This is a genomic window from Pseudarthrobacter sp. BIM B-2242 (assembly GCF_014764445.1).
GTDB classification, from domain to species: domain Bacteria; phylum Actinomycetota; class Actinomycetes; order Actinomycetales; family Micrococcaceae; genus Arthrobacter; species Arthrobacter luteus_A.
In genome coordinates this window covers 3,654,107-3,678,356 of the sequence record NZ_CP061721.1, presented here as the reverse complement: position 1 = coordinate 3,678,356, position 24,250 = coordinate 3,654,107, and the positions used below count along the sequence as shown (strand labels likewise).

General features: G+C 67.0%; 21 protein-coding genes. 10 read left to right on the top strand and 11 right to left on the bottom strand.

Annotated features, from left to right (window positions below; translation table 11 throughout):
- Position 1 precedes the first annotated feature (1 nt).
- The 7 genes from IDT60_RS16995 to IDT60_RS16965 all read left to right on the top strand — a co-directional run bounded on the left by IDT60_RS16995 (position 2) and on the right by IDT60_RS16965 (position 8,411).
- On the top strand, positions 2 to 817 hold the full coding sequence (locus IDT60_RS16995; RefSeq protein WP_191079943.1) for a hypothetical protein: 816 nt from the start codon (positions 2 to 4) through the stop codon (positions 815 to 817).
- 9 nt (positions 818 to 826) lie between these two features.
- Positions 827 to 2,011 (top strand): HpcH/HpaI aldolase/citrate lyase family protein, encoded by a 1,185-nt coding sequence (locus tag IDT60_RS16990; RefSeq protein ID WP_191079942.1) that lies wholly within the window; start codon positions 827 to 829, stop codon positions 2,009 to 2,011.
- Positions 2,008 to 4,572 (top strand): phosphoribosyltransferase domain-containing protein, encoded by a 2,565-nt coding sequence (locus IDT60_RS16985; RefSeq protein WP_191079941.1) that lies wholly within the window; start codon positions 2,008 to 2,010, stop codon positions 4,570 to 4,572. Before IDT60_RS16990 ends, IDT60_RS16985 begins: the two co-directional genes overlap by 4 nt.
- Positions 4,569 to 5,378 carry a hypothetical protein gene (locus tag IDT60_RS16980; RefSeq protein ID WP_191079940.1) on the top strand — a complete coding sequence of 270 codons (810 nt, stop codon included), beginning with the start codon at positions 4,569 to 4,571 and terminating at the stop codon, positions 5,376 to 5,378. Before IDT60_RS16985 ends, IDT60_RS16980 begins: the two co-directional genes overlap by 4 nt.
- 136 nt (positions 5,379 to 5,514) lie before the next feature.
- Positions 5,515 to 7,161, top strand: coding sequence for a serine hydrolase (locus tag IDT60_RS16975; RefSeq protein WP_191079939.1), 1,647 nt, complete (start codon positions 5,515 to 5,517; stop codon positions 7,159 to 7,161).
- A gap of 67 nt (positions 7,162 to 7,228) precedes the next feature.
- Positions 7,229 to 7,627, top strand: a complete 399-nt coding sequence (locus IDT60_RS16970; RefSeq protein ID WP_191079938.1) for a RidA family protein — start codon at positions 7,229 to 7,231, stop codon at positions 7,625 to 7,627.
- A 43-nt stretch (positions 7,628 to 7,670) separates the two neighbouring features.
- Positions 7,671 to 8,411 carry a GPP34 family phosphoprotein gene (locus IDT60_RS16965; protein ID WP_191079937.1) on the top strand — a complete coding sequence of 247 codons (741 nt, stop codon included), beginning with the start codon at positions 7,671 to 7,673 and terminating at the stop codon, positions 8,409 to 8,411.
- Positions 8,412 to 8,489: 78 nt separating this feature from the next.
- Here IDT60_RS16965 and IDT60_RS23305 read toward each other — a convergent pair whose 3' ends face one another.
- From IDT60_RS23305 to IDT60_RS16930, 8 genes are all read right to left on the bottom strand, one after another.
- Entirely contained in the window at positions 8,490 to 8,678 is a 189-nt protein-coding gene (locus IDT60_RS23305) for a hypothetical protein (protein ID WP_223883776.1), read from the bottom strand.
- Positions 8,675 to 9,733 carry an NYN domain-containing protein gene (locus tag IDT60_RS16960; RefSeq protein ID WP_223883775.1) on the bottom strand — a complete coding sequence of 353 codons (1,059 nt, stop codon included), beginning with the start codon at positions 9,731 to 9,733 and terminating at the stop codon, positions 8,675 to 8,677. The genes IDT60_RS23305 and IDT60_RS16960 overlap by 4 nt, the downstream gene beginning before the upstream one ends.
- Positions 9,734 to 9,777: 44 nt before the next feature.
- Positions 9,778 to 11,199, bottom strand: a complete 1,422-nt coding sequence (locus IDT60_RS16955; protein ID WP_191079936.1) for an MFS transporter — start codon at positions 11,197 to 11,199, stop codon at positions 9,778 to 9,780.
- A 135-nt stretch (positions 11,200 to 11,334) separates the two neighbouring features.
- A complete protein-coding gene (locus tag IDT60_RS16950) occupies positions 11,335 to 12,711 on the bottom strand; it encodes a DUF3100 domain-containing protein (RefSeq protein WP_191079935.1) in 1,377 nt (458 codons plus the stop codon).
- Positions 12,708 to 13,946 (bottom strand): amidohydrolase, encoded by a 1,239-nt coding sequence (locus IDT60_RS16945; protein WP_191079934.1) that lies wholly within the window; start codon positions 13,944 to 13,946, stop codon positions 12,708 to 12,710. Before IDT60_RS16945 ends, IDT60_RS16950 begins: the two co-directional genes overlap by 4 nt.
- Before the next feature lie 41 nt (positions 13,947 to 13,987).
- Positions 13,988 to 15,535: an aldehyde dehydrogenase gene (locus IDT60_RS16940; protein WP_191079933.1), complete on the bottom strand. Its 1,548-nt coding sequence runs from the start codon at positions 15,533 to 15,535 to the stop codon at positions 13,988 to 13,990.
- Positions 15,536 to 15,568: 33 nt separating this feature from the next.
- On the bottom strand, positions 15,569 to 16,495 hold the full coding sequence (locus tag IDT60_RS16935) for an NAD(P)-dependent oxidoreductase (RefSeq protein ID WP_191079932.1): 927 nt from the start codon (positions 16,493 to 16,495) through the stop codon (positions 15,569 to 15,571).
- 49 nt (positions 16,496 to 16,544) lie between these two features.
- Positions 16,545 to 17,441, bottom strand: coding sequence for a MurR/RpiR family transcriptional regulator (locus tag IDT60_RS16930; RefSeq protein WP_370590701.1), 897 nt, complete (start codon positions 17,439 to 17,441; stop codon positions 16,545 to 16,547).
- Between the two features lie 145 nt (positions 17,442 to 17,586).
- Between IDT60_RS16930 and IDT60_RS16925 the strand changes: the two genes are divergently transcribed.
- The 3 genes from IDT60_RS16925 to IDT60_RS16915 all read left to right on the top strand — a co-directional run bounded on the left by IDT60_RS16925 (position 17,587) and on the right by IDT60_RS16915 (position 20,426).
- A complete protein-coding gene (locus IDT60_RS16925) occupies positions 17,587 to 18,297 on the top strand; it encodes a GPP34 family phosphoprotein (RefSeq protein ID WP_191079931.1) in 711 nt (236 codons plus the stop codon).
- Between the two features lie 34 nt (positions 18,298 to 18,331).
- A complete protein-coding gene (locus IDT60_RS16920) occupies positions 18,332 to 19,516 on the top strand; it encodes an FAD-dependent monooxygenase (protein WP_191079930.1) in 1,185 nt (394 codons plus the stop codon).
- A gap of 565 nt (positions 19,517 to 20,081) precedes the next feature.
- Positions 20,082 to 20,426, top strand: coding sequence for a DUF3846 domain-containing protein (locus IDT60_RS16915; protein ID WP_164204846.1), 345 nt, complete (start codon positions 20,082 to 20,084; stop codon positions 20,424 to 20,426).
- On the opposite strand, the gene IDT60_RS16910 is transcribed toward IDT60_RS16915, so the two are convergent.
- From IDT60_RS16910 to arsA, 3 genes are all read right to left on the bottom strand, one after another.
- Positions 20,423 to 21,379 carry a DMT family transporter gene (locus IDT60_RS16910; protein ID WP_370590753.1) on the bottom strand — a complete coding sequence of 319 codons (957 nt, stop codon included), beginning with the start codon at positions 21,377 to 21,379 and terminating at the stop codon, positions 20,423 to 20,425. The two genes, IDT60_RS16915 and IDT60_RS16910, sit on opposite strands and share 4 nt — an antisense overlap.
- Positions 21,380 to 21,417: 38 nt before the next feature.
- Positions 21,418 to 22,023: a TetR/AcrR family transcriptional regulator gene (locus IDT60_RS16905; RefSeq protein WP_191079929.1), complete on the bottom strand. Its 606-nt coding sequence runs from the start codon at positions 22,021 to 22,023 to the stop codon at positions 21,418 to 21,420.
- Between the two features lie 138 nt (positions 22,024 to 22,161).
- Positions 22,162 to 23,922: an arsenical pump-driving ATPase gene (gene arsA, locus IDT60_RS16900; protein WP_191079928.1), complete on the bottom strand. Its 1,761-nt coding sequence runs from the start codon at positions 23,920 to 23,922 to the stop codon at positions 22,162 to 22,164.
- Positions 23,923 to 24,250: the final 328 nt, after the last annotated feature.

The window sequence follows — 24,250 nt, the reverse complement described above, 5'->3', positions numbered from 1 at the left end:
GATGGCACTGAACAGGTCCACCCTCCGCACGGACATCACCTACCTCAGCCGCCGCGTCAAGCCGGCCGCCCGCGCTGACACGTCCGCGCCGGCCGCCCGCGCTGAAGCATCCGCCGCGGCACCCGCCCCGGCGGCAGCACCGCCGTCGTCCGCTGTGTCCACTGCCGCTCCGGCAGCTGCCACATCGCTGTCCCTCAGCCGAACCCCCGCGCCCGCATCCCCGGCACCGGCCCCGTCAACAGTCACCACGCCGGCGGCCACCACGTCCGCCGGAGCCCGCCCCGTGGCTGCGCACCGGCCCACCAGGCTCTTTCCTGCTCCCGGGATCGGCGAGACCAGGCTGCTCAACGCCCAGACGCCCATGATCCGCCTTGACCGGCGCCAGTCGGCGATCGGCAGCCTGCTGGTGACGGGGGCAACCTCGGCGGCCTGGGAAAGCTCAAAGCACGTGACCGGGGCGATGTCCGTTGACGGCACGGTCTCCGGCACGTCCGTCACATGCCCGGGCAACCGCCCGCTTGTTGGATACGTGGACGGGACGGCAGTCGTGGCGCTGCGGCATGTCCGCGAACTGCGGCGGGCGCTCTTTATCGGACACCCTTCGGCCCCGCTGAGCGTGGAGATCTTCGACGGCGGCACCGTGACGCTGCCTGCAGCCGACGGGGAGACGGGGCACATCCTGTCCCTGACCGCCATCGATGGCGTCATCGAGCTTCGGGCCGAACCGGTGCCGGCCCGCGCCGACGCCCCCTTGCACTGGCAGGAATTCGGCTTTTCCATGACCACCCAAGCTGCCGCCCGCCGGCAGGGACCCTGACGGGACGGCATGCGCCATTTCAGTTTCCTAACCGACGAGCATGCCTCGCGGCTTTTCCACATCGCGCCACAGGAGCTGAGCCTGGACTCGGCCCCCGCGGTGCTTGCCGTGGCCCTGGGCGCCACGCTCTACACTCCGGCGGACCGCCCCAACCTGGCGCAGGACATCCGCAAACAGGCGGCCCGCGGCTGCCTCAGCATGGTGATCTGCCTTGAGGATTCCATCGCCGATGATGCGGTGGACTCCGCCGAGACCAACGTCGTGGACACGCTGACCCGGATGCATGCCGGCGGCCCCGACGACGCGTTCAAACCCGACGGGGGGCCGTTGCTGTTCCTCCGGGTCCGCACCCCCGAACAGATGCTGAGCCTGGCCCGCCGCTGCGGCACCGCCCTGGACATGCTGGTGGGCTTCGTCATCCCGAAGTTTGAGAATGAAACCGGCAGGGCGCAGCAGTTCCTGGATGCCCTGCATGAGATCAACGCTTCCCGCGGTGACGGCCGCCGGCTGCGGATCATGCCCATTATGGAATCTCCGCTCATGATCCACGGCGAGACCCGGACCAAAACCCTGACCGGTGTCTGCGACGTGCTGCAGGCCAACCGCGAGGATGTCCTGGCCGTCCGCGTGGGTGCCACGGACATGTCCAGTGCCTTCGGCCTGCGCCGCTCCCGGGACCTGACCATTTACGACGTCAAGGTGGTCGCCGCAGTGATCGGGGACATCGTGAACATGCTGGGCCGGCCGGACAGCGGGTTCGTGATCTCCGGTCCGGTCTGGGAGCACTACAGCAACAGCGAGCGGGTGCTGCGACCGCTGTTGCGGCGCACTCCCTTCGCCGACGCCAATGAGATGCCGCTGCGCGACCGGATTCTGACGAATAACCTCGACGGGCTCATCCGCGAAATCGAACTGGACCTGGCCAACGGGCTGCTGGGCAAGACGGTCATCCATCCCACCCATGTCCCGCTGGTCCATGCCATGTGCGTGGTCAGCCACGAGGAGTACGTGGACGCGCTGGAGATCGCCGGCAAGAACGGCGGCGGCGCTTCAGCCTCGCCGTACGGCAACAAGATGAATGAGATGAAACCCCATCAGGCCTGGGCCGGCCAGACGCTGCTTCGTGCCGCAGCCTTCGGGGTTGCCGCCGAGAACATCACCTACGTTGACCTCCTGGAAGCGAGCATGAATTGAGCCAGCACCCCTGGACCGGCGGCTTTGTACAGCACGCTCTCGGCGTGGACATCACCACCGACCACTCCGCCAGCCTGTTGCCGGTCGAGGACCTGGTGGGACTGGCGCTGCGCCGCAACCCCAAACGGGCCCACCTGCTGGTGTCCCGTGTGCTGGGCAAGCACGTCCCGTCGGAACCCGGCCTGGTCATCGCCGCCGGTGAGCTGCTTGGGGTGCTGGTCGGCGAGGCGCTGTCCCCGGCCCCGGAGTCCGGACCCGTCACCCGGACGGTTGCGGCCGGGCTCGCGGCGCTCCTGCGCGGGGAAACGCACGACGGCGGCCGGCGGGCCGCGCTGCAGAGCCTCCGGCGGGAGCTGGCCGGGTTGAAGACCCGCAACCAGCAGGTCATCACCATCGGGTACGCGGAAACGGCAACCGGCCTGGGCCGGCTTGTGGCCGACACGATCGGCTCGTACTACATCCATTCCTCCCGCCATGCCCCGGCTGGTGCCGCCGCCTACGGGTCCTTCGAGGAATCACATTCGCACGCGACCTCACACCGGCTGCTGCCCACGGATCCCCGGCGCCTGAGTGCCCCGGAACCGGTGGTGCTGGTGGACGACGAACTCAGCACCGGTGCCACCATCATCAACACCATCACCGAACTCCATGCCCTCGCACCCCACCCCAGCTACACGGTGGCCGCACTCGTGGACCTGCGGAGACCGGGCGACCGTGCCAGGTTCGACGAACTCGCGAAACGGCTCGGGACCTGCATCCGGGTGGTGGCCCTGGGCACGGGCCGGATCACCCTGGGCGCGGAGATCCTCCAACGCGCCGGGGAAGTGGTGGCGGCACTGCCCCAGGCGCCGGCCACTCCCGATGCGGCACCCGGCACGGTGACCTTCCTCAGGCCGGGGACGGCCGGCGCAGCTGTTCGCAGCGACCGGTTCGGCAATGGCGGTTCGGCCGCGGCGGCCACCTTGGCCGCCATCGGCGAAGCGATCCACCGGGAACTGCCGGGGGCGGCCGCCGGAGAGCCCGTTCTGGTCCTGGGCAGCGAGGAGTTCATCCACATTCCCCTGGCCGTGGCCGACGCACTGGACCGGCTGAATCCGGACCGCGGCGTCCGGTTCTCCACCACCACCCGGTCCCCGATCGTCGCGCTGGACCGCCCGGATTACGCCATCAAGGGCACAGTGCAGTTCGCCAGCCATGACGTCACCGTGGACGGTCCCGGTGTGCGCTTCGCCCACAACGTATCCTCCGCAGGACGCAGGTTCGGCACGATCGTGCTGATGCCCGAACCCGGGACCGCCGAGGATGTCCTTGCCGGCCCCGGCAGTGTGACCGAGGCGCTCAGCACCGCCTGCAGCGCCGTCGTCGTTGTCCTCCTGCCTGCCGCGCCCATCCTTCCGGCGCCGCTGGCGGGGCCTGCGTTCGGTTCCTACGCCCCGGAGGACGTCGCCTGGCTGCTCAAGGACATCGGTGATGCCGCGCTGGAAGCGCCTGCGGCCGATCGTGAAGCCGTGATGCAATCGGGCGGGGGTAGCTATGCAGAGTCCCTGCCGATCGAATATTCGCCTTCACCGCAGTACCGGCAGCTGTACCGGGATGCGTTGGAACGCTCCGCCGCCCGCGTGGCGCAGGCCGTAGGCACCGTGACCGAGCTGGCCCTGGCCGCGCGCGGCAACCGGCCGGTGCTGGTTTCCCTGGCCAGGGCCGGCACTCCGGTGGGCATCCTGATGCGCCGCTGGGCGCAGCAGATCCACGGCATTGACCTGCCCCACTACACGATGAGCGTTGTGCGGGGCGTCGGTCTGGACGAGACGGCGCTGCGGTACCTGGCCGCCCATCATGACCCGGAGCAGGTTCTCTTTGTGGACGGCTGGACCGGAAAGGGCGCCATCACCCGTGAGCTCTCCGCTGCCCTGGACCGCTTCGCCGAAACCGACGGTGTTGTGTTCCCGAAGGACCTTGCCGTGCTGGCCGATCCCGGGCACTGCGCCGACCTGTACGGCACCCGCGAGGACTACCTCATACCGTCCGCCTGCCTGAACTCCACCGTGTCCGGGCTCGTGTCCCGCACCGTCCTGAACGGGGACTTCATTGGTCCGGACGACTTCCACGGGGCCAAGTACTACCACCAGCTGCACGGTGACGACGTCTCGGCGGACTTCCTGGCCGCCGTCGCCGGCCATTTCGGCGACGTCGAAGAGTCCGCCCTGGCCGGAGCCCGGATCCTGCTGGCCGCGGACCGGACGCCTACCTGGGCGGGCCGGCTCGCCGTGGAACGCCTCGCCCGGGACCACGGGATCGAGGACCTGAACCTCATCAAACCGGGGGTCGGCGAGACAACACGGGTGTTGCTGCGCAGGGTGCCGTGGAAGATCCTGGTGCGTCCTGACGCCGCGGCCGAGATAGCGCACATCCTGCTGCTGGCTCAGCAGCGCGGCGTGGACGCGGTGGAGGTGCCGGGCCTGCCCTTCAGCTGCGTGGGGCTCATCGAACCGCGGTTAAGCCGTGCGGGAACCGGCGCCGGCGGATCCGCCGACGGATCAGCAGTGGCGGCCGCACTGTGACTTCCGTTTTGGTGGCCTCGGACCTGGACCGGACCCTGATCTACTCCGCGAAGGCCTTTTTCCTGGACGTCCCGGACCACCTGGCACCGGACATGGTGGTCGCGGAGCTCCACCAGGGGGTGCCGATCTCGTTTATGACCCGCACGGCTGAGCGGCTGCTCCTGGAACTGACCCGGGCGGCCATCTTTGTCCCGGTGACCACCCGGACCGAGGCGCAGTACCGGCGGGTCCGGCTGCCCGGACCCGTGCCGGAATACGCGGTCACCACCAACGGCGGCGTCCTGCTCAAGAACGGCGAGCGGGACATCGAGTGGCAGAGCGCCGTGGGGCAGGCGGTCTCGGAAAGCTCCGCACCGCTGGCCGTCATCGAGGAGTTTCTGTCCCGGGAGGCTTACCGGTCCTGGATCCTCGGGCCGCGCCGGGCCGAAGACCTGTTCCTCTACTCCCTTGTGGACCGGGCGCTGATGCCGGCGGAATTCGTCCGGGAGCTGGACGCATGGTGTGCCTCGCTTGGCTGGACGGTGTCCGTCCAGGGCCGCAAGCTCTACTGCGTGCCGCAAGCGGTGACGAAGAACAGCGCCGTCGCAGAGGTCGCCCGGCGCACCGGAGCCTCGCGGGTGATTGCGGCCGGGGATTCGTTGCTGGACGGGGCGATGCTGGCCGAAGCCGACGTCGCCTTCCGTCCCTCGCACGGCGAACTGGCCGACGTCGGCTTCCGCAGGGATCACCTGCGCGTCACTGAGGCCCGCGGCATCCTGGCAGGGGAGGAAATCTCCCGGCGGATCCATGAGCTGGTCCAACGCTAGGGACGCGGTGCCCGGTGATCCCCCAACTTCTTGTGCATCCATTGCCCTCGCTGCAATGCGCGGTTCACTATGGAGGGAATTGGGTGGGCCGGTACGGACCGGAGCGCCCACCCCCTGACGGCTCAAGGGAGAGTCCATGGACAGCACCGGTTCCGTTGCCCCTAACCGACGTACGCTGCTGAAGGCGGCCGGGATAGGGGCGGCCAGCGTTGCCGCCATCCCCCTGCTGTCCTCCTGCACCGAAGAACCTGCCCGGCTCGCGTCATCAACCCCGGCGTCACTGCTCCCGGCCCCGCCGGGCCAGGTCGAGCCGCTGCTGGACCGGGCGAAAGTTACAAACGCCTTAGGCAAGCTCGAGGACCTGGTCCGCGAAGCCATGGAAAGCACCGGACTCCCGGGGATGGCCGTGGCCGTGGTCTATCAGGACGAGGTGGTGTACTCCAAGGGCTTCGGGGTCCGGGAGGTGGGGAAACCCGGGGAGATCACACCTGACACGGTGTTCCAGGTGGCTTCGGTGTCCAAACCCCTCGCGTCCACAGTGGTGGCAGGACTGGTGGGGCGGCAGGTCATTAACTGGACTGACGCCGTCGTGGACCATAACAAGAACTTCGCGCTCAAGGATGACTACGTCACGCGGAATGCGAGCTTTGCTGATCTACTGTCACACCGCAGCGGGCTGAAAACAGGTTCGGGCGACCTGCTGGAGGACCTCGGCTACGACCGCGCGTACATCCTCGGCCACCTCAGCCAGGAGCCCCTTGATGCGTTCCGGTCCAGCTATAACTACAGCAACTTCGGCTTCACGGAAGCGGGCCAGGCGGCGGCCGATGCGGTGAACATGACCTGGGAGGATCTGGCCGACGAGGTCCTGTTCCGGAAGCTGGGCATGTCCGCCAGCAGTTACCGTCACGCGGACTATGCGAGGGCAGCCAACAGGGCCATCCTGCATGTGCCGCTGGGGAACAAAGAGTGGGCACCGAAATACCGCCGCAACGCCGATTCCGAGGCTCCGGCCGGGGGAGCGAGCTCATCAGTGCGGGACTTGGCCCAGTGGCTCCGGCTGCAGCTGGGAAGCGGCAGCTACGAGGGGCAGCCCGTTATTGATCCCGCCGCCCTCCAAACAACCCACGTTCCCCACTCAGTCTCCGGTCCGGCATCGGCTCCGGCTGCCCGTTCCCGCTTCTACGGGCTGGGCTGGAACGTCTCCTACGACGACCAGGCCCGGGTCCAGCTGGGACACTCCGGGGCGTTCAATCTCGGTGCAGCAACCGCCGTCTCGATGCTTCCCGGAGAACAACTGGCCATTGCGGCCCTGACCAACGGGCGCCCGCAGGGCATTCCTGAAGCAATCGCCGCCGGCTTCCTGGATGCAGCCCAGCACGGATCACCCACAGTCTCTTGGCTGGCCTTTACGGCCGGCGTCTTCAAACAAATAGATGAGGCCGACAAACCTGAGGTCGACTACACGAAGGTTCCCTCCAACCCGTCCCCTGCCAGGGCGAACAGTGCGTACACAGGCACCTATGACAATTCCTACTATGGCCGGCTTGAGGTCTTTGACGAGGGCAGCAAATTGGCCATGAGAATGGGGCCCGCCGCCAGTCCCACGGACTTCCCGCTCACCCACTTTGACGGCGACACGTTCAGCTTCGAATCCGTCGGAGAAAATGCCAACGGCCTGGCCGGCGCAATCTTTGCAGGGGCAAGCGGCGGCCCCGCACCAAGTGTCACGCTGGACTTCTACGACAGAACCGGGCTGGGAACCTTCACGCGGGCCTCGTAACGTCCAGGTAACGCCACCTGGCTAGGCTCGGCACCATGACTCCTTGGATAAGAAGGAAGGCTTTCCCATGTCAGACCGCAAGTTACTGAACCCCACCGAGCTTCACGCGGCACCCGGATTCACGCACGTTGTCACCGCTCCCGCCGCAGGACTGGCGTTTCTATCGGGGCAGGTCGCGCTTGACGCCAACTTCACCATCGTCGGCGGCGACGACCTTGCTGAGCAGACCAAGGCCGCCATGCGCAACATCAATACCGCACTCGATGCCATCGGGGCTTCGTGGGAGGACGTTTACCGGCGGACCATCTACACCCTCCAGCCCACGCAATACGAGACGATCACCGCCGCCATCGAGGAAGTTCAGGGCTCCACGGACCATCCCGCCCAGACGATCCTGGGCGTTACCGGCCTCGCAATGGACGGGCTGCTCATCGAGATCGAGACAACGGTGGTCCTGCCCCGATAGGCGGACCATTGTGGTCGACCCACAACAGGGCCACCATGATCGTATGAACGCTCAAACACCGAAGACGTCGGAACTGAACCTTCCCCAGGCCTTCCTCCTGCTGGCAACGAACGACACCACCGGCAAACCTGAAGTGCCGGTGTTCGCACTCAGGACCACGGTGGCCGGGTCAATACTGGCCGAGCTGGACCTGCTCGGTGCGGTTGAGCTGCAGGGGAAGAAGGTCAGGGCCACCGGTGCCACCCCCGAAACCGACCTCCAGCACGAACTGGACGTCATCCGCGGCAAATCACGGCCGCATTCACCCAAGAGGTGGGTCTCCATGCTTGAGGGCCGCGCCGAAGTGCAGCGTGTCTACGAGAGCATGGCGTCCCTGGGGATCGTGGAACATGTGGGTGAAAAGCACCTGGGCCGGTTCCGGGCCGTGCGGTACCCCGAGAAGGACCATGCGCCGGAGGCGGCGCTCCTCAAGAAAGTCGAGGCTGCACTCAGCGGCCCGCCGTCCGAGCTCGAGGTGCCCGATACGACGGTCCCGATCGATGCCTCAGTGCCCGGCGCACCTGATGTCGGGGCCCCCGGGTCCAAGCCCGTTTCCAAGGGGCCCGATGCCAGGACCATCGTGCTGATCGCCCTTTTGCAGGCGGCCGGGCTGCTTGGGAAGCTCTTCCCTTCAGCCGATCTGACCGCAGCAAGCGAGCTGTCCAAGGATTACTGGCCCACCCGCGCTGTGGAGGACGAACTTCGGCTGATCAGGCTGGCGGAGCAGGAAGCCGCAACTTTGTAGCGCCTGGAACCGCGGTGAGCGGAACCAACTCCCACGCACGACGGCGGGAGGCCCCGCCGTCGTGCGTTCCACCCAGGGTCAGTGGTCCAGTAACCCGCCGCTGGCCCAGCGCCGCACCGCCAGCTTTTCCCCGGCGTCGAACTCCAGCAGCGCCACCCTGCAGAGTTCCTCCACGTTCGCGGTCCATGCTGCGGCAAGGCCTTCCGGCGTCGCCTCGTCGTTGAGCGGGAAGTTGGCGTAGGCAATGCCTTGCAGGACGAAGCTCACGGCGTTGCGGGAAACGGGCTGGTCCGCGTTGACGCAATCGTCCCGGACCTGCCGGGACAGCTCGGTGCGGTGTGAGGGGATGCTCCCGTAGCCTCGCCGCCATGGCCTGGAACATCTGCCGGAACTGGGCCGCCGAGAGTGCCGGCACATCCGTGACCCTGGTGACCTGCTCCTCGATGCCCGGCTCGAGATCGGCGGGTGCGGGCAGGTCCTCGCTGGAAAACCGCTTGCCGTCCCACACCCAGCCGCCCTGTGCGGGGGGAGTATTCCACGCCCTGGCCGATCTGGGACACCCAGGTCCCGAACTTTCCGAAGCCAGCCCAGTCTGTTTTCAGCGACGGCTCGGCCGTCAGCGCCCGGTGGGCCACCATCGCGCCCACCACCGGGCCCGGGGCGGCACGGACCAGATCGAGGACGTCACGGATCGCGGGTGATGCTGCCTTGAACCTGGTTTTCGCCTTCGCGGTGACCGGAGCATCCTGCTGCTTTACGGATGCGACCGCATGAATCGGTTCCGCTGTGGTGCCGTTGAGGATGGCGACGAAGTCGTGGGACTCCACCACATGGTCGGCCATCTCACGGTAGGCGAACGCCACGGCGCCGGCGGCAATGACAGTGGTCATCCGGTCCGCAGCCCGGAACCGCTGGATGAGGGACGTGAAATCGGCGTCAGCCGAGGCGATGAAGAATTCTTCGATGCCAACGTTGCCTGACAGGGCGTCCATCGCATCGAGCACCAGGTTGATGTCGGTGCTGCTCTTTCCGCGCTGGGTCAGGGACGGGCAGTCGATCACGCGGAAGCCGGCACGGGTCCAGTAGGTCCGATACTTCGAATACACCACCGGGTTCAGGTAGCAGTTACGGATCAGGAAGCGGCGGGTATCCTCGCCCGAACTTCCGGAGGATAAAGCGTCCGCCCAGTGCTTGGGGTCTTCGGCGAAACGCTTTGCCGCCAGCGGATCGAGGGCCTGCAGACCGGTAAAGACATTGTCGAAATCAACAAACATCGCAGCACGGATACCAGGCCTGCGGGACGGTGAAAGCGCCTCATTCATTAACTAAGTGTGGCAGTCAGGGCGCCCGGCTGCACTCATCCTGTTCAAGACTCTGCCACCTCCCGCTCCTCAGCAGCCGCCTGCGCATACGATGCCGACACCCGGCGGTAGACCGGGGTCAGGAAGGCCAGCAGTGCGGCCGCGATCATGAGGGTCCCGGCCACCAGGAAGATCAGGGCGATGCCGCGGGAGACGCCCTCGCCCAGCAGAGGGGCCAGCTGGGCGGCGCCCTCCGGGGACCGTCCCCAGGGGATGATCCAGACCTGTGCCAGCGGCGCAATGAGGAACGCGGTAATGGGCGCCGCCGCGGACTCGAACGCCATGGCGAAGCCGAACACCCTGCCCTGGCGGGGGAGGGGTACCACCCGCTGGATGACTGTCTGCTCGGCGGCCTCCACAAAGGGGATCAGCACCATGTAGAGCCAGATGCCAACGATGTACAGCCACGCCCACTCCCGGATGGTGAACACCGCACCGAGGACGCCCATCACGATCACCGCGAAGAGCATGGTTCGCAGCGGGTTGGACCCGAGCCCGAACTTGCCGATCAGCGCGCCGCCCAGGATGAAGCCTGTGGCACCGATAGCGAACACGGCTCCCCAGGCTTCCACCGGGAACATCTCCAGGCCGTAGGGGTCCATCAGCGCCATGTAGACGCCGCCAATAAAGTTGTTGAACGTGCTGAACAGGATCAGCGCGAACAGCCCGGCAATGGCCAGGACGGCGGCGATGGACCCGCGCAGGTCGAACGCGCCGTGGGCGTCCGTGGCGGCCACGCGGACTTCCTCGGGCATGCGCAGCGTGAGCAGGTGCGCGAAGGCCAGCGCAGTGAGCACCAGGGCCACCACAATGGTCCAGCCCATACCCAGCAGCCCAACCGATAACCCGGAGAGCACCGAGGTGACGATAAACGCCAGCCCCTGCACCATGCCCACCATCCCGTTGGCATTGGCCCGCCGGTCCGGATCGATGAGGATGGTGACGGTGGTTGACAGGGCCACGTTGCGCATGTTCTCCACCACCGCACCCACCAGGATGATCAGGGCGAAGATCCAGAACCACGGCTGCGTCAGGTCCAGCATCGAGGCTTCTGGCGTCAGCAGGAACATCACTCCGGACAGCACAAACATGACCAGGGTGAAACCGGCGGCGAAGCGCATCACGGCCAGCTTGCGGTAGCGGTCCACGAACGTGCCAAAGCTGATGCTGGACAGGGCGATCAGCAGCATGTAGGCGCCGCCGATCACCCCGGTGGCGATCACGTTGCGCGTCTCCAGGTACACCCAGAACGTCAGGGCGAACCAGAGATAGCTTGTGGTGATGTTGGCCAGGGCGGTGTTAATCAGGATCCCGGCGAACGTGCGGGACCGCTGGGCTGGACTGCGCAAGGTGGTGTCGACGGCGTCGGGGTCGGCCAGGCCTGAGGACTCCGCGATCCCGGCCTGCGCCGGTTCGTGCTCGGTCATGGCTCCACTTTAGTAACAACCGGCTGACGCGGGTACCCCACCAACGCGGCCGACGTAAACGGAAACGGCCGACGGCGGGAGGTCCCGCCGTCGGCCGTTCACCTTCTCCGCCGCAGCAGCGGGGAGCGTTGCAGGTTAGTGCCAGAGGCCGAGGGCGAACTCCGCGATCACCGTGGAGAGCAGGAAGGACGCCGTGATGGCCACCAGGCCCACGGGGATGATCTTCCAGCCGATGTTCTTCAGCAGCGGGATGTCCTTGCCGAGCGACAGGCCCGCGAGGGTCAGCATCACGGTGGCGATGGACAGGAAGTCCACGGTCTTGACGGCCGCGTTCAGCGGTTCCGCGCCGAAGAACCACGGGCTGGAGATGTAGGCGCCGATGGTGGTGACAAAAACGATCGCCGAGATCTTCCGGGTGAGCTTCGCCAGCGCGATGCTGAGCAGGACCAGGGCAAGCATGATGGCGTATCCGGCCACAATCGAGATGCTGAAGCCCTTCGCCGCCACCGACGCCGTGCCGATGCCCAGCACCGTAAGGACGGACAGCGACAGCCACAGAGGCAGCCTCATGGCCGCGGAGGATTCGGCCACGCGCTCGCGGAACAGCCGGTTCTCCTCCGCCTGTGCTGCGTCGCGGTCAACGTCGGCAGCGGACCGCTCGGCAGGCGCCCCCGACGTCACGGCCGCAGTTTCACGGGCCGTCTGCTTGCGGGTGAGGGCTTTGTAGAACTTGTCGGCCAGCGGCAGCGCGATGTAGATGCCCACGTAAACGCCCAGGACGGTGGTGATCAGGTTGGACACGGCCGCCATGCCCAGGATGGCTTCCTCATCGGCAGGGTAGGCCGCCACGATGCTGGCCGCGGAGGCCGCCATCATGGACCCGGACCCCACGCCGGCGCCCATGGCCAGGGCCAGCGGATCGAAGATCTTCCAGTTGGCCACGAGCGAGGTCAGGAGCGTGATGAACACGGCACCGAACAGCGTGCCGAAAACATACATGGCCAGCACGCCGCGGTACTGGTCCGAATCGGGCCCGTACTTCTCGGACACCATGGCGAACGACGGCTCGCGGTCCAGCGAGAACGTGGCACCCACGGTGGCCTTGCCCATCCTCAGCAGGACGGCGAGGGGGAGCGCCAGCACGATGGTGCCGAGCAGGTGGCCCACCTCCTGGAGGAGCAGCGCCGGCCCCGCTTTGAGCAGGGTGGGCAGGCTGGGGCCGATGTTGAATGCCAGCCGGGCCACCAGGAGCAGCACGGCCACGCCGACAAGGGCGGCCGCAACGCGCTGGAGGTCCAGGCCGAGCGGTTTGAACTTCTGGACCGAGACCAGCAGGCCCAGAATAAGGCCCCACACCATGGGGAAGATGATGATCGAGCCGATCCCCACGTCGATTTTGGCCTGCCCGATGAACTGGACCGCCAGCGCAATGACGAAGGCCAGGGCGGCAATCGGGAGGGTCAGCCTGGTGCCGGCCTTGTCCGTCCGCGCTGTTTTGGTGCTGCTGCTCATGATGTGCCTTCCTGGGTGAAAGCTTCCTGGGTGGAAGTACGACGGCGGTATGCCGCTTGGGTGAAGCGTTCCCGTTCTGCGGGGGTTGAGGCGGCCGCGGCGACGGTCCAGGCCAGCGCGGTGGCGGCCTCGAACATCACCCCGTACGCCTGCGGCGTGTCGGCCAGTGCGGCGAACGCGTGCGAGTGGATGGGTACATTGGCCCCGGGAATGCTGAGCCAGGGGTGCAGGGACGGGATGACCTGGGAGATGTTGCCCATGTCCGTTGAGCCGCCGCTGAGCCCGGACGAGCGGGACGTGTCCTTGCCGAACACATCCATCGCATCCGTCCAGTGCGCCGCGAGGGCGTCGTCCTGGAGCAAGGGCTCGTAAAGGGGTTCGGTTGCTTCGATGGCCAGCGTTGTTCCGGTGGCCAGGGCCGCTCCCTCAAAGCAGCGGCGGACACGCTCCAGCAGGGCCTCGTACTCCGGCAGGGTGAAGGCCCGGCACTCAAACTGCACCACGGCCTTGTCCGGGATGATGTTGGTGACGTGTCCGGCCTCGGCCACGAAGCAGGCGATGCGGTGGTCGCTGGGGATCTGCTGGCGGAGCAGGCCAATGGCCACCTGGCTCAGCACGGCGGCGTCCGCGGCGTTGATGGCCTGGTGCGGTGCTGCCGCGGCATGCGCCGCCTTGCCCGTGAACGTTGCCTTGTACCGTCCAACGGCCTGCGCACTGGTGCCTGCCGGGTTGTACGTGAGGCCGTCCTGGACGGGATGGACCATCAAAGCCAGCCCCACGCCGTCGAAAGCGCCCTGTTCCAGCATCAGCGCCTTGCCGCCGCCGTGCTCCTCCGCCGGTGTCCCGATGGCCTTGAGCGTGATGCCCAGCTCGTCCGCGTACGGCGCCAGGGCAAGCGCGGCGGCCACCGAGGCGCCGGCGATCAGGTTGTGCCCGCACGCATGCCCAATGTCAGGGAGGGCGTCGTATTCCACGCACAGGGCCACCGTGAGCTCGCCGCTGCCTGCAGTCCCGGTGAATGCCGTGGCCAGCCCGCCGGTGCCGCGTTCCACCTCAAAGCCGCCCTCTTCCAGCAGCCTTGCGATGGCATCAGCCGAGCGGACCTCCTCGAAGGAGACCTCCTTGAGCGCGTGGATTTCCTGCGCCAGTGCCTGGACGCGGGGCTTCCAGCGTTCGACGGCGTCCGCCAGGGCTGTGCGGAGCGTCGCCGTGGGCGGGGTGTCTGTCAGTTCCATAAGTACCTGCCTGCTCTGTTTTGGCGTGTCAGTTTGAGGTGTCAGTAGGACAGCGACGGGAAGGGCGATCCTGCCGCGCGGGTGGGAACCCAGATGGCCTTGGTCTGGGTGTACTCGTCCAGGACGCCGGGGCCGGAGGAGCGGCCGTGGCCGGAATCGCCGAAGCCGCCGAACGGGACCGCCACGTGGATGGTCTTATAGGAGTTGATCCAGAACGTGCCGGCCTTAACCTCGCGGGCAACGTGGTGGGCGCGGGACACGTCCGAGGTCCACACGGCGCCGGCCAGGCCGAAGTTCGTGTTGTTGGCCCGGGCAATGGCTTCTGCTTCGGTATCGAACGCGTCCGCGCCCACCACGGGACCGAAGACTTCCGTGGTTTCGAGCCGGTTCGCCGGCGTCACCCCGTCCAGCAGGGTGGGCATCACCCAGTGGCCGCCGGCCAGGGCGGACCCGGCCAGCGCCTCCGGAAGCGTGCCCCCGGTGACCCGGCGGCCGCCGTCGTGCATTCCTGCCTCGATGAGGGTGGTGACGGTGGCGAACTGCCGGGCTGTGATGATGGGGCCCACCTCGGTGTCCGCGCTCAGCGGGTCGCCGACGCGCAGCTTTGCCGACTTGGCGGCCACCAGCTCCACAAACTGCGCGTGCACGCTCCGCTCCACCAGGAGCCTGGAGCCGGCCACGCACGATTGGCCGGCGCCGGAGAAGATCGCGGAGATGGCACCGTCCGCGGCACGGTCCAGGTCGGCGTCGGCGAACACGATGTTGGCGCTCTTGCCCCCGAGTTCCAGCAGGGCGGGGATCCCGGCCTGCGCGGCAGCAACGGCCACGCGGCGGCCGGTGGGGACGGAGCCGATGAAGCTGACTTTACCCACCCGCCGGTCGGTGGTGAGGGTGGCGCCGACGGTCTGGCCGAGCCCTGCGGCGACGTTGAAGACGCCTGCCGGCAGCCCGGCTTCGTGCGCGATCTGGGCGAGCCGGACCGAGGAGGCCGGGGTGAATTCGCTGGGCTTGATGATCACGGCGTTGCCGGCCGCGAGCGGGGCGGCGGAGTTCCAGCCCGCCGTGAAGAGGGGAGCGTTCCAGGGGGTGATGGCGACGACGACGCCCCACGGCACGCGCTCCGTGTAGGTGTGCCAGTTGCCGGGGACAGGGATGGTCTGGCCGGTGAGCTTGTCCGCCCAGCCCGCGTAGTAGCCGAACATTTCGGCCACCTTGGCGGCTTCGATGCGGGTGTCGCGGAGGGGCTTTCCCGTGGTGGCTGATTCGAGGATGGCCAGTTCCTCGCCATGCCGTCCGACGACGAGGCTGACGTTGCGGAGGATGGCGGCCCGCTCGAAACCGTTCAGCGCGGCCCAGGCGGCCGCGCCCGCCATCGAGCTTTCCAGGATGGCGTTGGCGCCTTCGGCGCCGGGGTCCGCGTAGGTGGCGAAGGGTTCGCCGGTGGCGGCAGCGGTGAGCGTGATGCTCTCGCCGCTGCCAGTGACTACTTTGCCGTCAACGAAGGCGCCGAGACCGGCCGGGAAGGCGGCGTCCAGGACTGCCCGGGCGGTGGCCGCCGAGGAGGAGGTGGGTGCTGTGGTGATGCTCAATGTGGTGGTCCTTGAGGGCTGGGGGCTGGGGGCTTAGGAGACGGGAGTGGTGCCGGGCGCGCTGGTGCCGGGGGCACCGGCGGGCGTGATGGCCGGGGCCACGGCCCTGGCGATTTCGGTGAAGTCGGCGCGGGGTCCGAGGACGGCCAGGGCCTCCTGCCACTGCCCGGCCACGGCTGCGAGCAGGGCAGGGTTCTCCCCGATCTGGGCGGCGATGTCCACGGCGAGGGCGGCGTCGCGGGCCATCAGCCCGAGGGAGAAGCCGGAATTGTGGGTCCCGCTGAGGACCCAGTTTGGATACATGTTCGCGGAGACTCTGCTGCCGCCGGAGGCTTCGCTGATGCTGGCAGCCGCCGTGACGGGGTCGATGCCGTACGCCTTGGCCACGCCCAGGGCCTCGCCCACGGAAACCAGGTTGGCCGCGGCCAGGACGTTGTTGAGGAGCTTGACCACGTTGCCGCTGCCGGGTCCGCCGATGTGGCTGTACTTGCCGCCGGTGAGGGCGAGCAGCACTGGCTCGGCTGTTTTGAGGGCTGCGTCCGTGGCACCCACGAAAGCGCTCAGCGTGCCGGTTGCGGCGCCGTCGCGCCCTCCGGAAACCGGAGCGTCCACGAACGCCGCGCCCCGGGCTTCGGCGAGTTCAGCCATCCTTTTGCTGGTGGCGGGTTCGGAGGTTGTGGTGTCCACGATCGCCACGGTTCCGGGCGCGGCCAGGAGCTGCGGCACGGTGGTTTCCACGGTGCCGGCCGCCGGCAGGGAGAGGACCGCGTAAGGGGTGCCGGCCACGTCCTCAAGGTTCGCGGTGGTTTTGATCCCGGCCTCCGCGGCGGCGGCCCGGGCGCCGTCGAACGGGTCGAATCCCGTGACGATCCAGCCGGCGCGGTGGAGGGTGGCGGCCATTGCTCCGCCCATGGCGCCGAGGCCGATGACGGCGACGCGGCGTTCGGTGGTGGTGTTCATGAAGTGCTCCTGAAGTCTTGCGGTGTGTGCGTCGGGGGACCTGCGGGTGTCAGTCAAGGTAGATGTCCAGGTCTTTCCAGAGCTGCTGGGTGCGGCGGATGGCGGCGCGGCTGCGTTCGGGGTGTGCCGCCTCCATGCCCGCGAGCAGGCCGTAGACCAGGGAGTTTGCGGCGGTGACGGACTGGAAGAAAGAGATGCCTTCCGAGGCCACCACCAGGAGGTGATGGGCTGCCGCGGCGAGGCGGCCGCGGCGCATGTCGCTGATGGCAATCACCGTGGCACCGGCCTGCCTGGCGGCTTCGGCGGTGACGATGATCTGCTGGATGGAGCGCCACATGTTGATGACCACCAGGACGTCCCCTTCGCCCAGGGTGTTGGTGCTGGACGCCAAGTGGACGCCGCCGCGGTTCTCCAGGCTGATGGGATAGCCCATGGTGGAGCCGAGATGCGCCATCACGCTGGCGGGTCCGGCGAATGAGCCAAGCCCGACGACGGTGATTGACTTGGCGGCTGCCATCGCCGCGATTGCTGCCTCGGCGTCGTCCGCTGTATTGGATTCCAGTGTCAGGCGCAGGTTGTCGATGTCGTGGTTGAGCGCGTCGTGCAGGGGGCTGCGGTGCTCCCCGTGCTCGGTCAGCGTGTCCTCGGTGGAGATCATCACGAGGTACCTGGAGCGCAGCTCCCGCTGCAGGTCGGGCCAGCCCCGGTATCCCAGGTGCTGGGCTGCGCGGACCACGGTGGAGTTGTTGACGTCGGCGCGCTGGGCAATTTCCGCGATGTCCGCGTAGGAGGAGAGCTGGGGATTGCGGCCGATGACATCCACTACCCGGCTCTGGGCCTTGGATAGCGGGACATCGGGAAGCGCGTCACCGAGCCACGCGTGGGAGGCTTTGCCGGTGCTGCCGGCGCCCTCCGCGTTGTCAACATCCACTGCGCTGATGTTCACTCCGGAACCTGTTCTGTAGTGCGGATCACTCTGCAAGGCTGATTGCATCCAATGTACTCTGCAATTTTCTTTGCGAGAAGGGTTTTTGGTTTCCGGCTTGTAAATACTCGTTGTGGTGGACGGTTTTCAGCGGGACCATGGTCATATGGATGCCAACTATCAGAAGGGTGTGGAGCTAAGCCTGCCCCAGGCTTTCCTCCTGCTGGCTACGAACGACACCGACGGCGAACCCGAGGTTGAGCCTGCTGTCCTCAGGGCCGGCGTGGCTGGCGCCACCCTGGCCGAGCTGGATCTGCTGGGAGCTATCGAACTGCAGGGGAAGCATGTGGTGACAACCCGCGCCACCCCGCGCACGGACTTTCAGCACCAGCTGGAGATCCTCCGCGACAGGCCCGGGCTGCACACCCCGAAGAAGTGCATTTCCATGCTGGAGAGCCGTGCCGAACTGCACCGCGTGTATGACGGCATGGCAGCGCTGGGCATTGTGGAACATGTGGGCGAAAGACATCTCCGCCTGTTCAGGACCACGCGGTACCCCGAGAAGGACCACGGGCCTGAAGCGGCCCTCCTGCAACAAATCAAGGCCGTCCTTGGCGGGGATTCACCCGGCGGCGATTCATCCGGTAGCGATGCAGCCGGCACTGTGCCGGCCGACGGTGCGCCGTATGCCGGATCATTCGATCCCCGGGCCACGGCGCTCGTTGGCCTGCTGTACGCAACCGGGTTGTTCGGGAAAATTTTCCCTGCTGCCGATCAGAACCGGGCGCGGGACATGGCAAGAAACTACTGGCCTTCCCGGGCCGTGGCGGATGCGCTCCGCATGGTCAGGCTGGCGGAGGCCGAAGCGGCGACATAGGCACTGCAGCGGGCCTTGGTGGCGGGGAGGCGATGTGAGGGCCATCGTGATCGGGGCCGGGATTGCGGGGCTGGTCGTTGCCCGCCAGCTCGGGCTTGCCGGCTGGGACGTTGAGGTCTTGGAGAAGTCTCCCGCTCCGCGTCCTGATGGCTACATGATGGACTTCTTTGGGCCGGGGGTGGCGGCGGCGGAGCGGATCGGCCTCTATCCCCGGCTTGCCGCGGCCGCCTACCGGGTTGACGCGGCCGAGTACGTGGATATGGCAGGGCGGCCCACGTCCCGGCTCGACTACCGCCGGTTCGCGCGGCTCGCCGGCGGGAACGTCCTGAGCCTGCTGCGCCCGGACCTGGAGCGCGCCGCCCTCGCCGCGATCGGGGACGTTCCGCCCGGGCGGGTGCGCCTCCGGTATGGCGCGCCGGGCTCCCTGGTATGGAATGACGACGACGGCGTCCGGGCCGCCGGCGGCTCCCCGGAAAAGATCCTTGCTGCGGATGTCCTGGTGGGCGCGGACGGCCTCCATTCCGGCGTGCGGGCCCTGCTCTTCGGGCCCGAAGAGCAGTATCTGCGCCCTTTGGGGATGCGTGCTGCCGCCTTCATCGTGAAGGATTACCGGCTGAATGCCCGGTTCCGGGACCGGTTCGTCCTGACGGACAGCATCGGCCGGGTAGCCGGCCTGTACAGCCTGCGTTCGGACGAGGTTGCGGCCTTGCTGGTCTACCGGTGCGGAGCAGCTGAGGCAGGGGAGCTGACCGCCGGCAGTACGCGTGAGCGGCTGCGCCGTGAATTCAGCGGCCTCGGCAGCACTGTGGACAGGCTGCTGGAGCTATGCCCGGAGCAACCGTACGACGACGTGGTAGCACAGATTGTCATGCCGGGCTGGCATGTGGGGCGGGCGGTGCTCCTGGGGGATGCCTGCGGCGCGGTGTCGCTCCTCGCCGGGCAGGGAGGTTCGCTGGCGGTTGCCGGCGCCTCGCTGCTCGTAGACCTCCTTGGGCCAGTTGTCACTCCGGCGGGTGTGGGCCCGGCGCTCGCCGAATTCGAGCGGCGCTGGCGTCCGGCGGTGGAGGAGGCCCAGGCCGCCGGGAGGCGCGCCGCGTCATCCTTCCTCCCGTCAAACCGGATCCGGCGTCTTCTGCGCCGGTTGGTCATCCGGGCCAGTCATGTGCCGGGCATCGACCGGATGGTAGCCAGCCGGATCGTGGGCAAGATCGCCCGGTAAGTCCAAGACGCCGGAGCAGCGAAAAACCTATAAGACGCATAAAGTTCGACGCCGGCACTTATTTAGGTGCCTACGGCGAACTTAATATGGGTTACGCAAGTGAACCGAATAAAACGGGGCAAGCAGGTTTTATTTACCATCAAAAATCCGGGAATGTGACATCAACTGCAGAATCCTGCGGCTTTATCCAGGGCGCGACGCGCTTGACCGCACGAGTCCATGGTGGCGAACTGGCGGGGATTTTCGGAGAAACTGGCAATAAAAATATAAGTGTGTATGGTACTGGGTAAGCACAGAGGATAGAAAGGTGTGATTGCGTTGTCAGGAAAATCTCCCAAAAGCGGCAGTGCCAAAAAAGCGGGAAAGTCAATTCTCGAAAAGTGCGCCGAAAAAAGGGCTAAGGGCGAGACCAATGACTTGTTCGTAAAGCCGCGCAAAAACCAGCGCTAATATGCCGCGGGCAGCCGATTGCGAGACTCCTAGACCCAATCGGCTGCCTGCCACACTCATGCCGCGGAATTGAGGCCGCCCCTGAGCACGACGTTTCAGTCACAAGGACAAGACCATGAACACCAACTATCGGGCCCTGATCGTTCCTGCCCAGCTCGCCCAGCCTGTGCGCATTGAGACCGTGGATACGGGCATGGCGGCGCTGCAGAAGCTGGTTGCAGGAAACATTGAATCCATCACCAGCCGGGACTGGCACGTTTACCTGAATGATGAGGGGAGCCGCCTGCCCCAGAACTTCCGAGCCGAAGTGCTTGCCCGTGAGGCAGGGGTCCATCTCGATGACACACTGAACGGGACAGCAGTGTTCCTGGGGCACTGCGCCCATGGGGACGAATCGGACGCTCCCATCCGCCTGATCCGGCTCGCCGAGCAGCTTTTCGACGCACCGTTGGCAGCCTAAGCGGGCTGCGTTTCTTCCATGGCCGGGACCGGCCCGGGGCGGCGCCTCGCCGGCAGTGTCAGGATGAGCAGGCTGCCGGCGATCATCGCAGCGCCGGCCCAGCCGAGGGCCGGCAGGCGTTCGCCCACCACCAGCACGGCGAGCACGGCCGCCACCACCGTCTCCGAGAGGGACAGGGTGGTGGCCGTACTGGCGCGGACGCGGGCCAGGCCCCAGCCGAACAGGACGTACCCGGCGAACATGGGGACAAGCGCCATGTAGGCACCCACTGCCAGGTTCTGCCAGGAAGCCAACAAAGGTGCTCCGGTTGCCGCCAGTACGGGCATAAGCAGCAGCCCGCCGATGCCGAAGACCGCGCCCATCACCGCCCGTGATGGCACGCCCGTGTTAATGAGCCGGTGGGCGGCCCAGGAGTAGAGGGCGTATGTCAGTCCGGCCAGCAGGCCCAGCGCGATCCCCGCGGGTGTGGACCACTCCGTGCTGCCCGATCCTGCCGCTTCGGGGTGACCGGCATCGGCGATGCACAGGAGAACGGCGCCGATGACGCCGAGGACGGCGCCGGCAACCCAGCGGCCTGTGAAGGGCCTCTTGTCCACCACCCTTTCGATGACAGCCGAAGCCAGGGGAGCCGAGCCGATGGACACAACTGTTCCTATCGCCACGCCGGCCAGGTGCATGGACGAGTAAAAAGCCAGGGGGTACGCGGCCACAGCCAGTGCGCCGAGTGCCACGGTGCGCCACTGTTTTCGAAGGCTTGCGCTGAAAGCCATCATGGGCCGCACGGCGACCGCCGCCTGCAGCAGGCCGCCGAACCCCATGGCCACCGCACCGATCGCCAGCGGGCTGACACCCGGAGCGAACGTGGCCGCCGTGCCTGTGGTGCCCCACAGGACAGAAGCGGCGAGCACAAACAGCGCGCCCCAGGTGGTCCCGTGAAACCGGGCCCCCGTCACAGGCCGGGTCACAGGCCGGGCCGCCGGGCGGGCCGCCGTCACGGGGCGCCGATCAGGGTGGCCGCGATGCCGCGCGCCTCCAGGACGCAGCGATCGTCGCCTTCGAGTCCGGCGCGGACCATCGCCCCTTCGAGGAGGAACGCCAGATGCTGCGCCAGGGGTGCAGCCTGCTTTGCCGGATCGGGCAGGAACTCTGCCAGATGGCCGGCCAGGAGCGCTTCCACCTCTTCCTTGTGCCGCCGGACCACCGCACGCCCGGGGTCGCCGGCAGGCAGTTCAGCCGCCGCATTCAGGAGCCCGCACCCGCGAAAACCGTGCTCGTAGGCCAAGTCGGCGTGGTCTGCGTAGGCATCAAAGACGGCCAGCACGCGGTCTTTCGGTGTGGCCGCCCTTTCCAGCCGCGCCCGGTACAGCCCCAGCCATTCCTCATGCCGGGCGTAGAGGTAGGCGATCACCAGGTCGGCCTTGGACGCGAAGTTGTTGTAGAGGCTTTTCTTGGCCACGCCAGCCTCGGCTGTGATGGTATCGATGCCCGTCCCGGTGAGGCCGTGGGCGTAGAAACGCCTGGCGGCCGCCTCCAGGAGCGCCTCCCTGGCTGGTCGGCGTGCGGGGGGCGGTGCCGATGCAGTCTGCTTCGCCGTCATGGCCGGTCCTTCCCTGAGGATGAGTAGGTAGCCCAGTCTACCTACTTCAAGCTGGGAACGCACGACGGCGACCTCCCGCAATTTCTTTTGCAGGGATCCCTCGGCCTGACTGTGATCTTTGCGCCTCCTGGATCCTCGTCAGGCGGGCTGGGAGCTGAGCGCGGTCAGGGCGGACAGCTTCGCTTCACCGATGGGTTCTTCGGGTAACAGGGGAATGAGGGCGACCCGGTCCGTCAGGGTGTGCACCTTCGTGATCTGGTCCATTTCGCCCGCGGCGCGGGCCTGCAGGAACGGCGTCTGCGGGTGTGCGGCCGCGATCGAGTTGTTGATGACCCACGCCCAGGGGTGGATTCCGGCCCTTTCCAAGTCGTCCTGGAGTTCTTCGGCTTCGAGCACGGGCGTCGTTTCGGCCAGGGTGACGAGGACGACCTTGGTCTGTGCCGGGTCCTGAAGCCGCATGAGCGGCGTCACGAATCCCATGGCGTCGCCAACCTGGCGGGCGATCTCTCGATGGTACGAACCGGTGGCGTCCAGGAGCAGCAGGGTGTGGCCGGTTGGTGCGGTGTCCATCACGACAAAGTGCCGGCGGGATTCCTGGACCACCTTGGAGAACTGCCGGAACACGGCCACCTCGTCGGTGCAGGGCGACAACAGGTCCTCAGCGAGGGCCGCGCGCCCGTCATCGTCCAGGTTTCGGCCTTTGGTCTCCATGACGTGGCTCCGGTACTCCGTAATGGCCGCTTCCGGATCGATGCGGGAGACCGTCAGGCCCGGGATGGAACCGTGGAGTGTTTCGGTAAGGTGCGCTGCGGGATCCGTCGTGGTGAGGTGGACCGCATGGCCGCGTTTGGCCAGGGCGACCGCGATGGCGGCAGCTACGGTGGTCTTTCCGACCCCGCCCTTGCCCATACACATCACGAGGCCGTGGCCACCGAACTCCACTTCGTTCACCAGAGCGGCCAGCGGGGCCTCCTCGACGTCGGCTAGCGCGGCGTCAGCAGTAATGACGGCTTCGGACGTGGCCGCGAACAGGGACTCAAGTGCCGGAATGCCGACCATGTTCCCCGGCTTCAGATCCAGAACATCGCGGGGCAGCCCGGCAACCGCTTCGGGAATGGCCGCGATGGCAGCCGCTTCCCGGGCGCGCAATGCCTGCGCCAGATCCTCGTCGCCTGCGGCTTCCGGCAGGACGCCGTTGACGACGACGTATCCGCCACCGATCCCGATCTGGTTGAGTTCGAGGTAGGTCCGCTCAATCTCGCCCAGGGACGAGGTCTGGGCGCGGCTCACCAGGACAAGCCTGGTCCTCGCCGGGTCCGTGAGGGTCTGGAGTGCCTTGGCGTACACCTGCTTGTGCTTTTCCAGCCCTGAGAGCGGGCCCAGACAAGAGGGGTCTCCCTTGCCGGCAGCGAGGAAATCGGTCCACGAACCGGGCAGCTGCAGCAGCCGGAGGGTGTGGCCCGTCGGGGCGGTATCGAAGACGATGTGGTCATAGTCCCCGTAGGAAGTGTCGTCGGCGAGAAGGTTGGTGAACTCGTCAAAGGAGGCGATCTCCGTGGTGCAGGATCCTGAGAGGCTCTCGGCGATGCCGACCAGTTCCGTCTCTGGCAGGAGCCCCCGGACGGGGGCGATGATCCGCTCCCGGTAAGCCTCGGCTGCCTGCTCCGGATCGATTTCCAGGGCCGATAGGCCCGGCACATCCCGAAGGGGGGTGACGGTGTTCCCGATGATCATGCCGAAGACCTGCCCGACGTTGGACGCGGGGTCGGTGCTCACCAGCAGGACTTTCCTCCCGGACTTGGCGAGGGTGAGCGCAGTTGCGCACGCTACGGAGGTCTTGCCCACACCGCCCTTGCCGGTAAAGAACAGGAATCGGGGCGCGTTCTCGAGAAACTTCACGACGGGGACCTAGCTGCAGCTCGCTGAGCCGCCGCAGCAGCAGCCGCCGGACTTTTCGATCAAGGACGTGGTCCATTTCAGGGCCACAGACCCCGGTGTCAGAGCAGACTCGGATTCGTAAATTCGAATAGCAGGCATGTTGTTCTCCTGGGGCTTTCGTGGGACGTAAGCGGTGTGATTGCGACTTCTCCTCAGAGTATCGACAATCGTCGATACACAGAAGGGTGCGGGTAAGCTCTCGACCCGAGTGCCGACAAGGAGAGAGCAACTTGCCAGGCCCCGACAGCCCTGCCCAGCCGGAGGTGGCATATGAGTCAATGCGGCACCT

Bases quoted from the DNA above. Each gene is read 5' to 3' on its own strand.
- IDT60_RS16960 (WP_223883775.1), bottom strand. From the start codon at position 9,733: ATGAATGAGGCGCTTTCACCGTCCCGCAGGCCTGGTATCCGTGCTGCG.
- IDT60_RS16950 (WP_191079935.1), bottom strand. From the start codon at position 12,711: ATGAGCAGCAGCACCAAAACAGCGCGGACGGACAAGGCCGGCACCAGG.
- IDT60_RS16995 (WP_191079943.1), top strand. From the start codon at position 2: ATGGCACTGAACAGGTCCACCCTCCGCACGGACATCACCTACCTCAGC.
- IDT60_RS16935 (WP_191079932.1), bottom strand. From the start codon at position 16,495: ATGAACACCACCACCGAACGCCGCGTCGCCGTCATCGGCCTCGGCGCC.
- IDT60_RS16990 (WP_191079942.1), top strand. From the start codon at position 827: ATGCGCCATTTCAGTTTCCTAACCGACGAGCATGCCTCGCGGCTTTTC.
- IDT60_RS16970 (WP_191079938.1), top strand. From the start codon at position 7,229: ATGTCAGACCGCAAGTTACTGAACCCCACCGAGCTTCACGCGGCACCC.
- IDT60_RS16925 (WP_191079931.1), top strand. From the start codon at position 17,587: ATGGATGCCAACTATCAGAAGGGTGTGGAGCTAAGCCTGCCCCAGGCT.
- IDT60_RS16965 (WP_191079937.1), top strand. From the start codon at position 7,671: ATGAACGCTCAAACACCGAAGACGTCGGAACTGAACCTTCCCCAGGCC.
- IDT60_RS16955 (WP_191079936.1), bottom strand. From the start codon at position 11,199: ATGACCGAGCACGAACCGGCGCAGGCCGGGATCGCGGAGTCCTCAGGC.
- IDT60_RS16945 (WP_191079934.1), bottom strand. From the start codon at position 13,946: ATGGAACTGACAGACACCCCGCCCACGGCGACGCTCCGCACAGCCCTG.
- IDT60_RS16975 (WP_191079939.1), top strand. From the start codon at position 5,515: ATGGACAGCACCGGTTCCGTTGCCCCTAACCGACGTACGCTGCTGAAG.
- IDT60_RS16905 (WP_191079929.1), bottom strand. From the start codon at position 22,023: ATGACGGCGAAGCAGACTGCATCGGCACCGCCCCCCGCACGCCGACCA.
- IDT60_RS16915 (WP_164204846.1), top strand. From the start codon at position 20,082: ATGAACACCAACTATCGGGCCCTGATCGTTCCTGCCCAGCTCGCCCAG.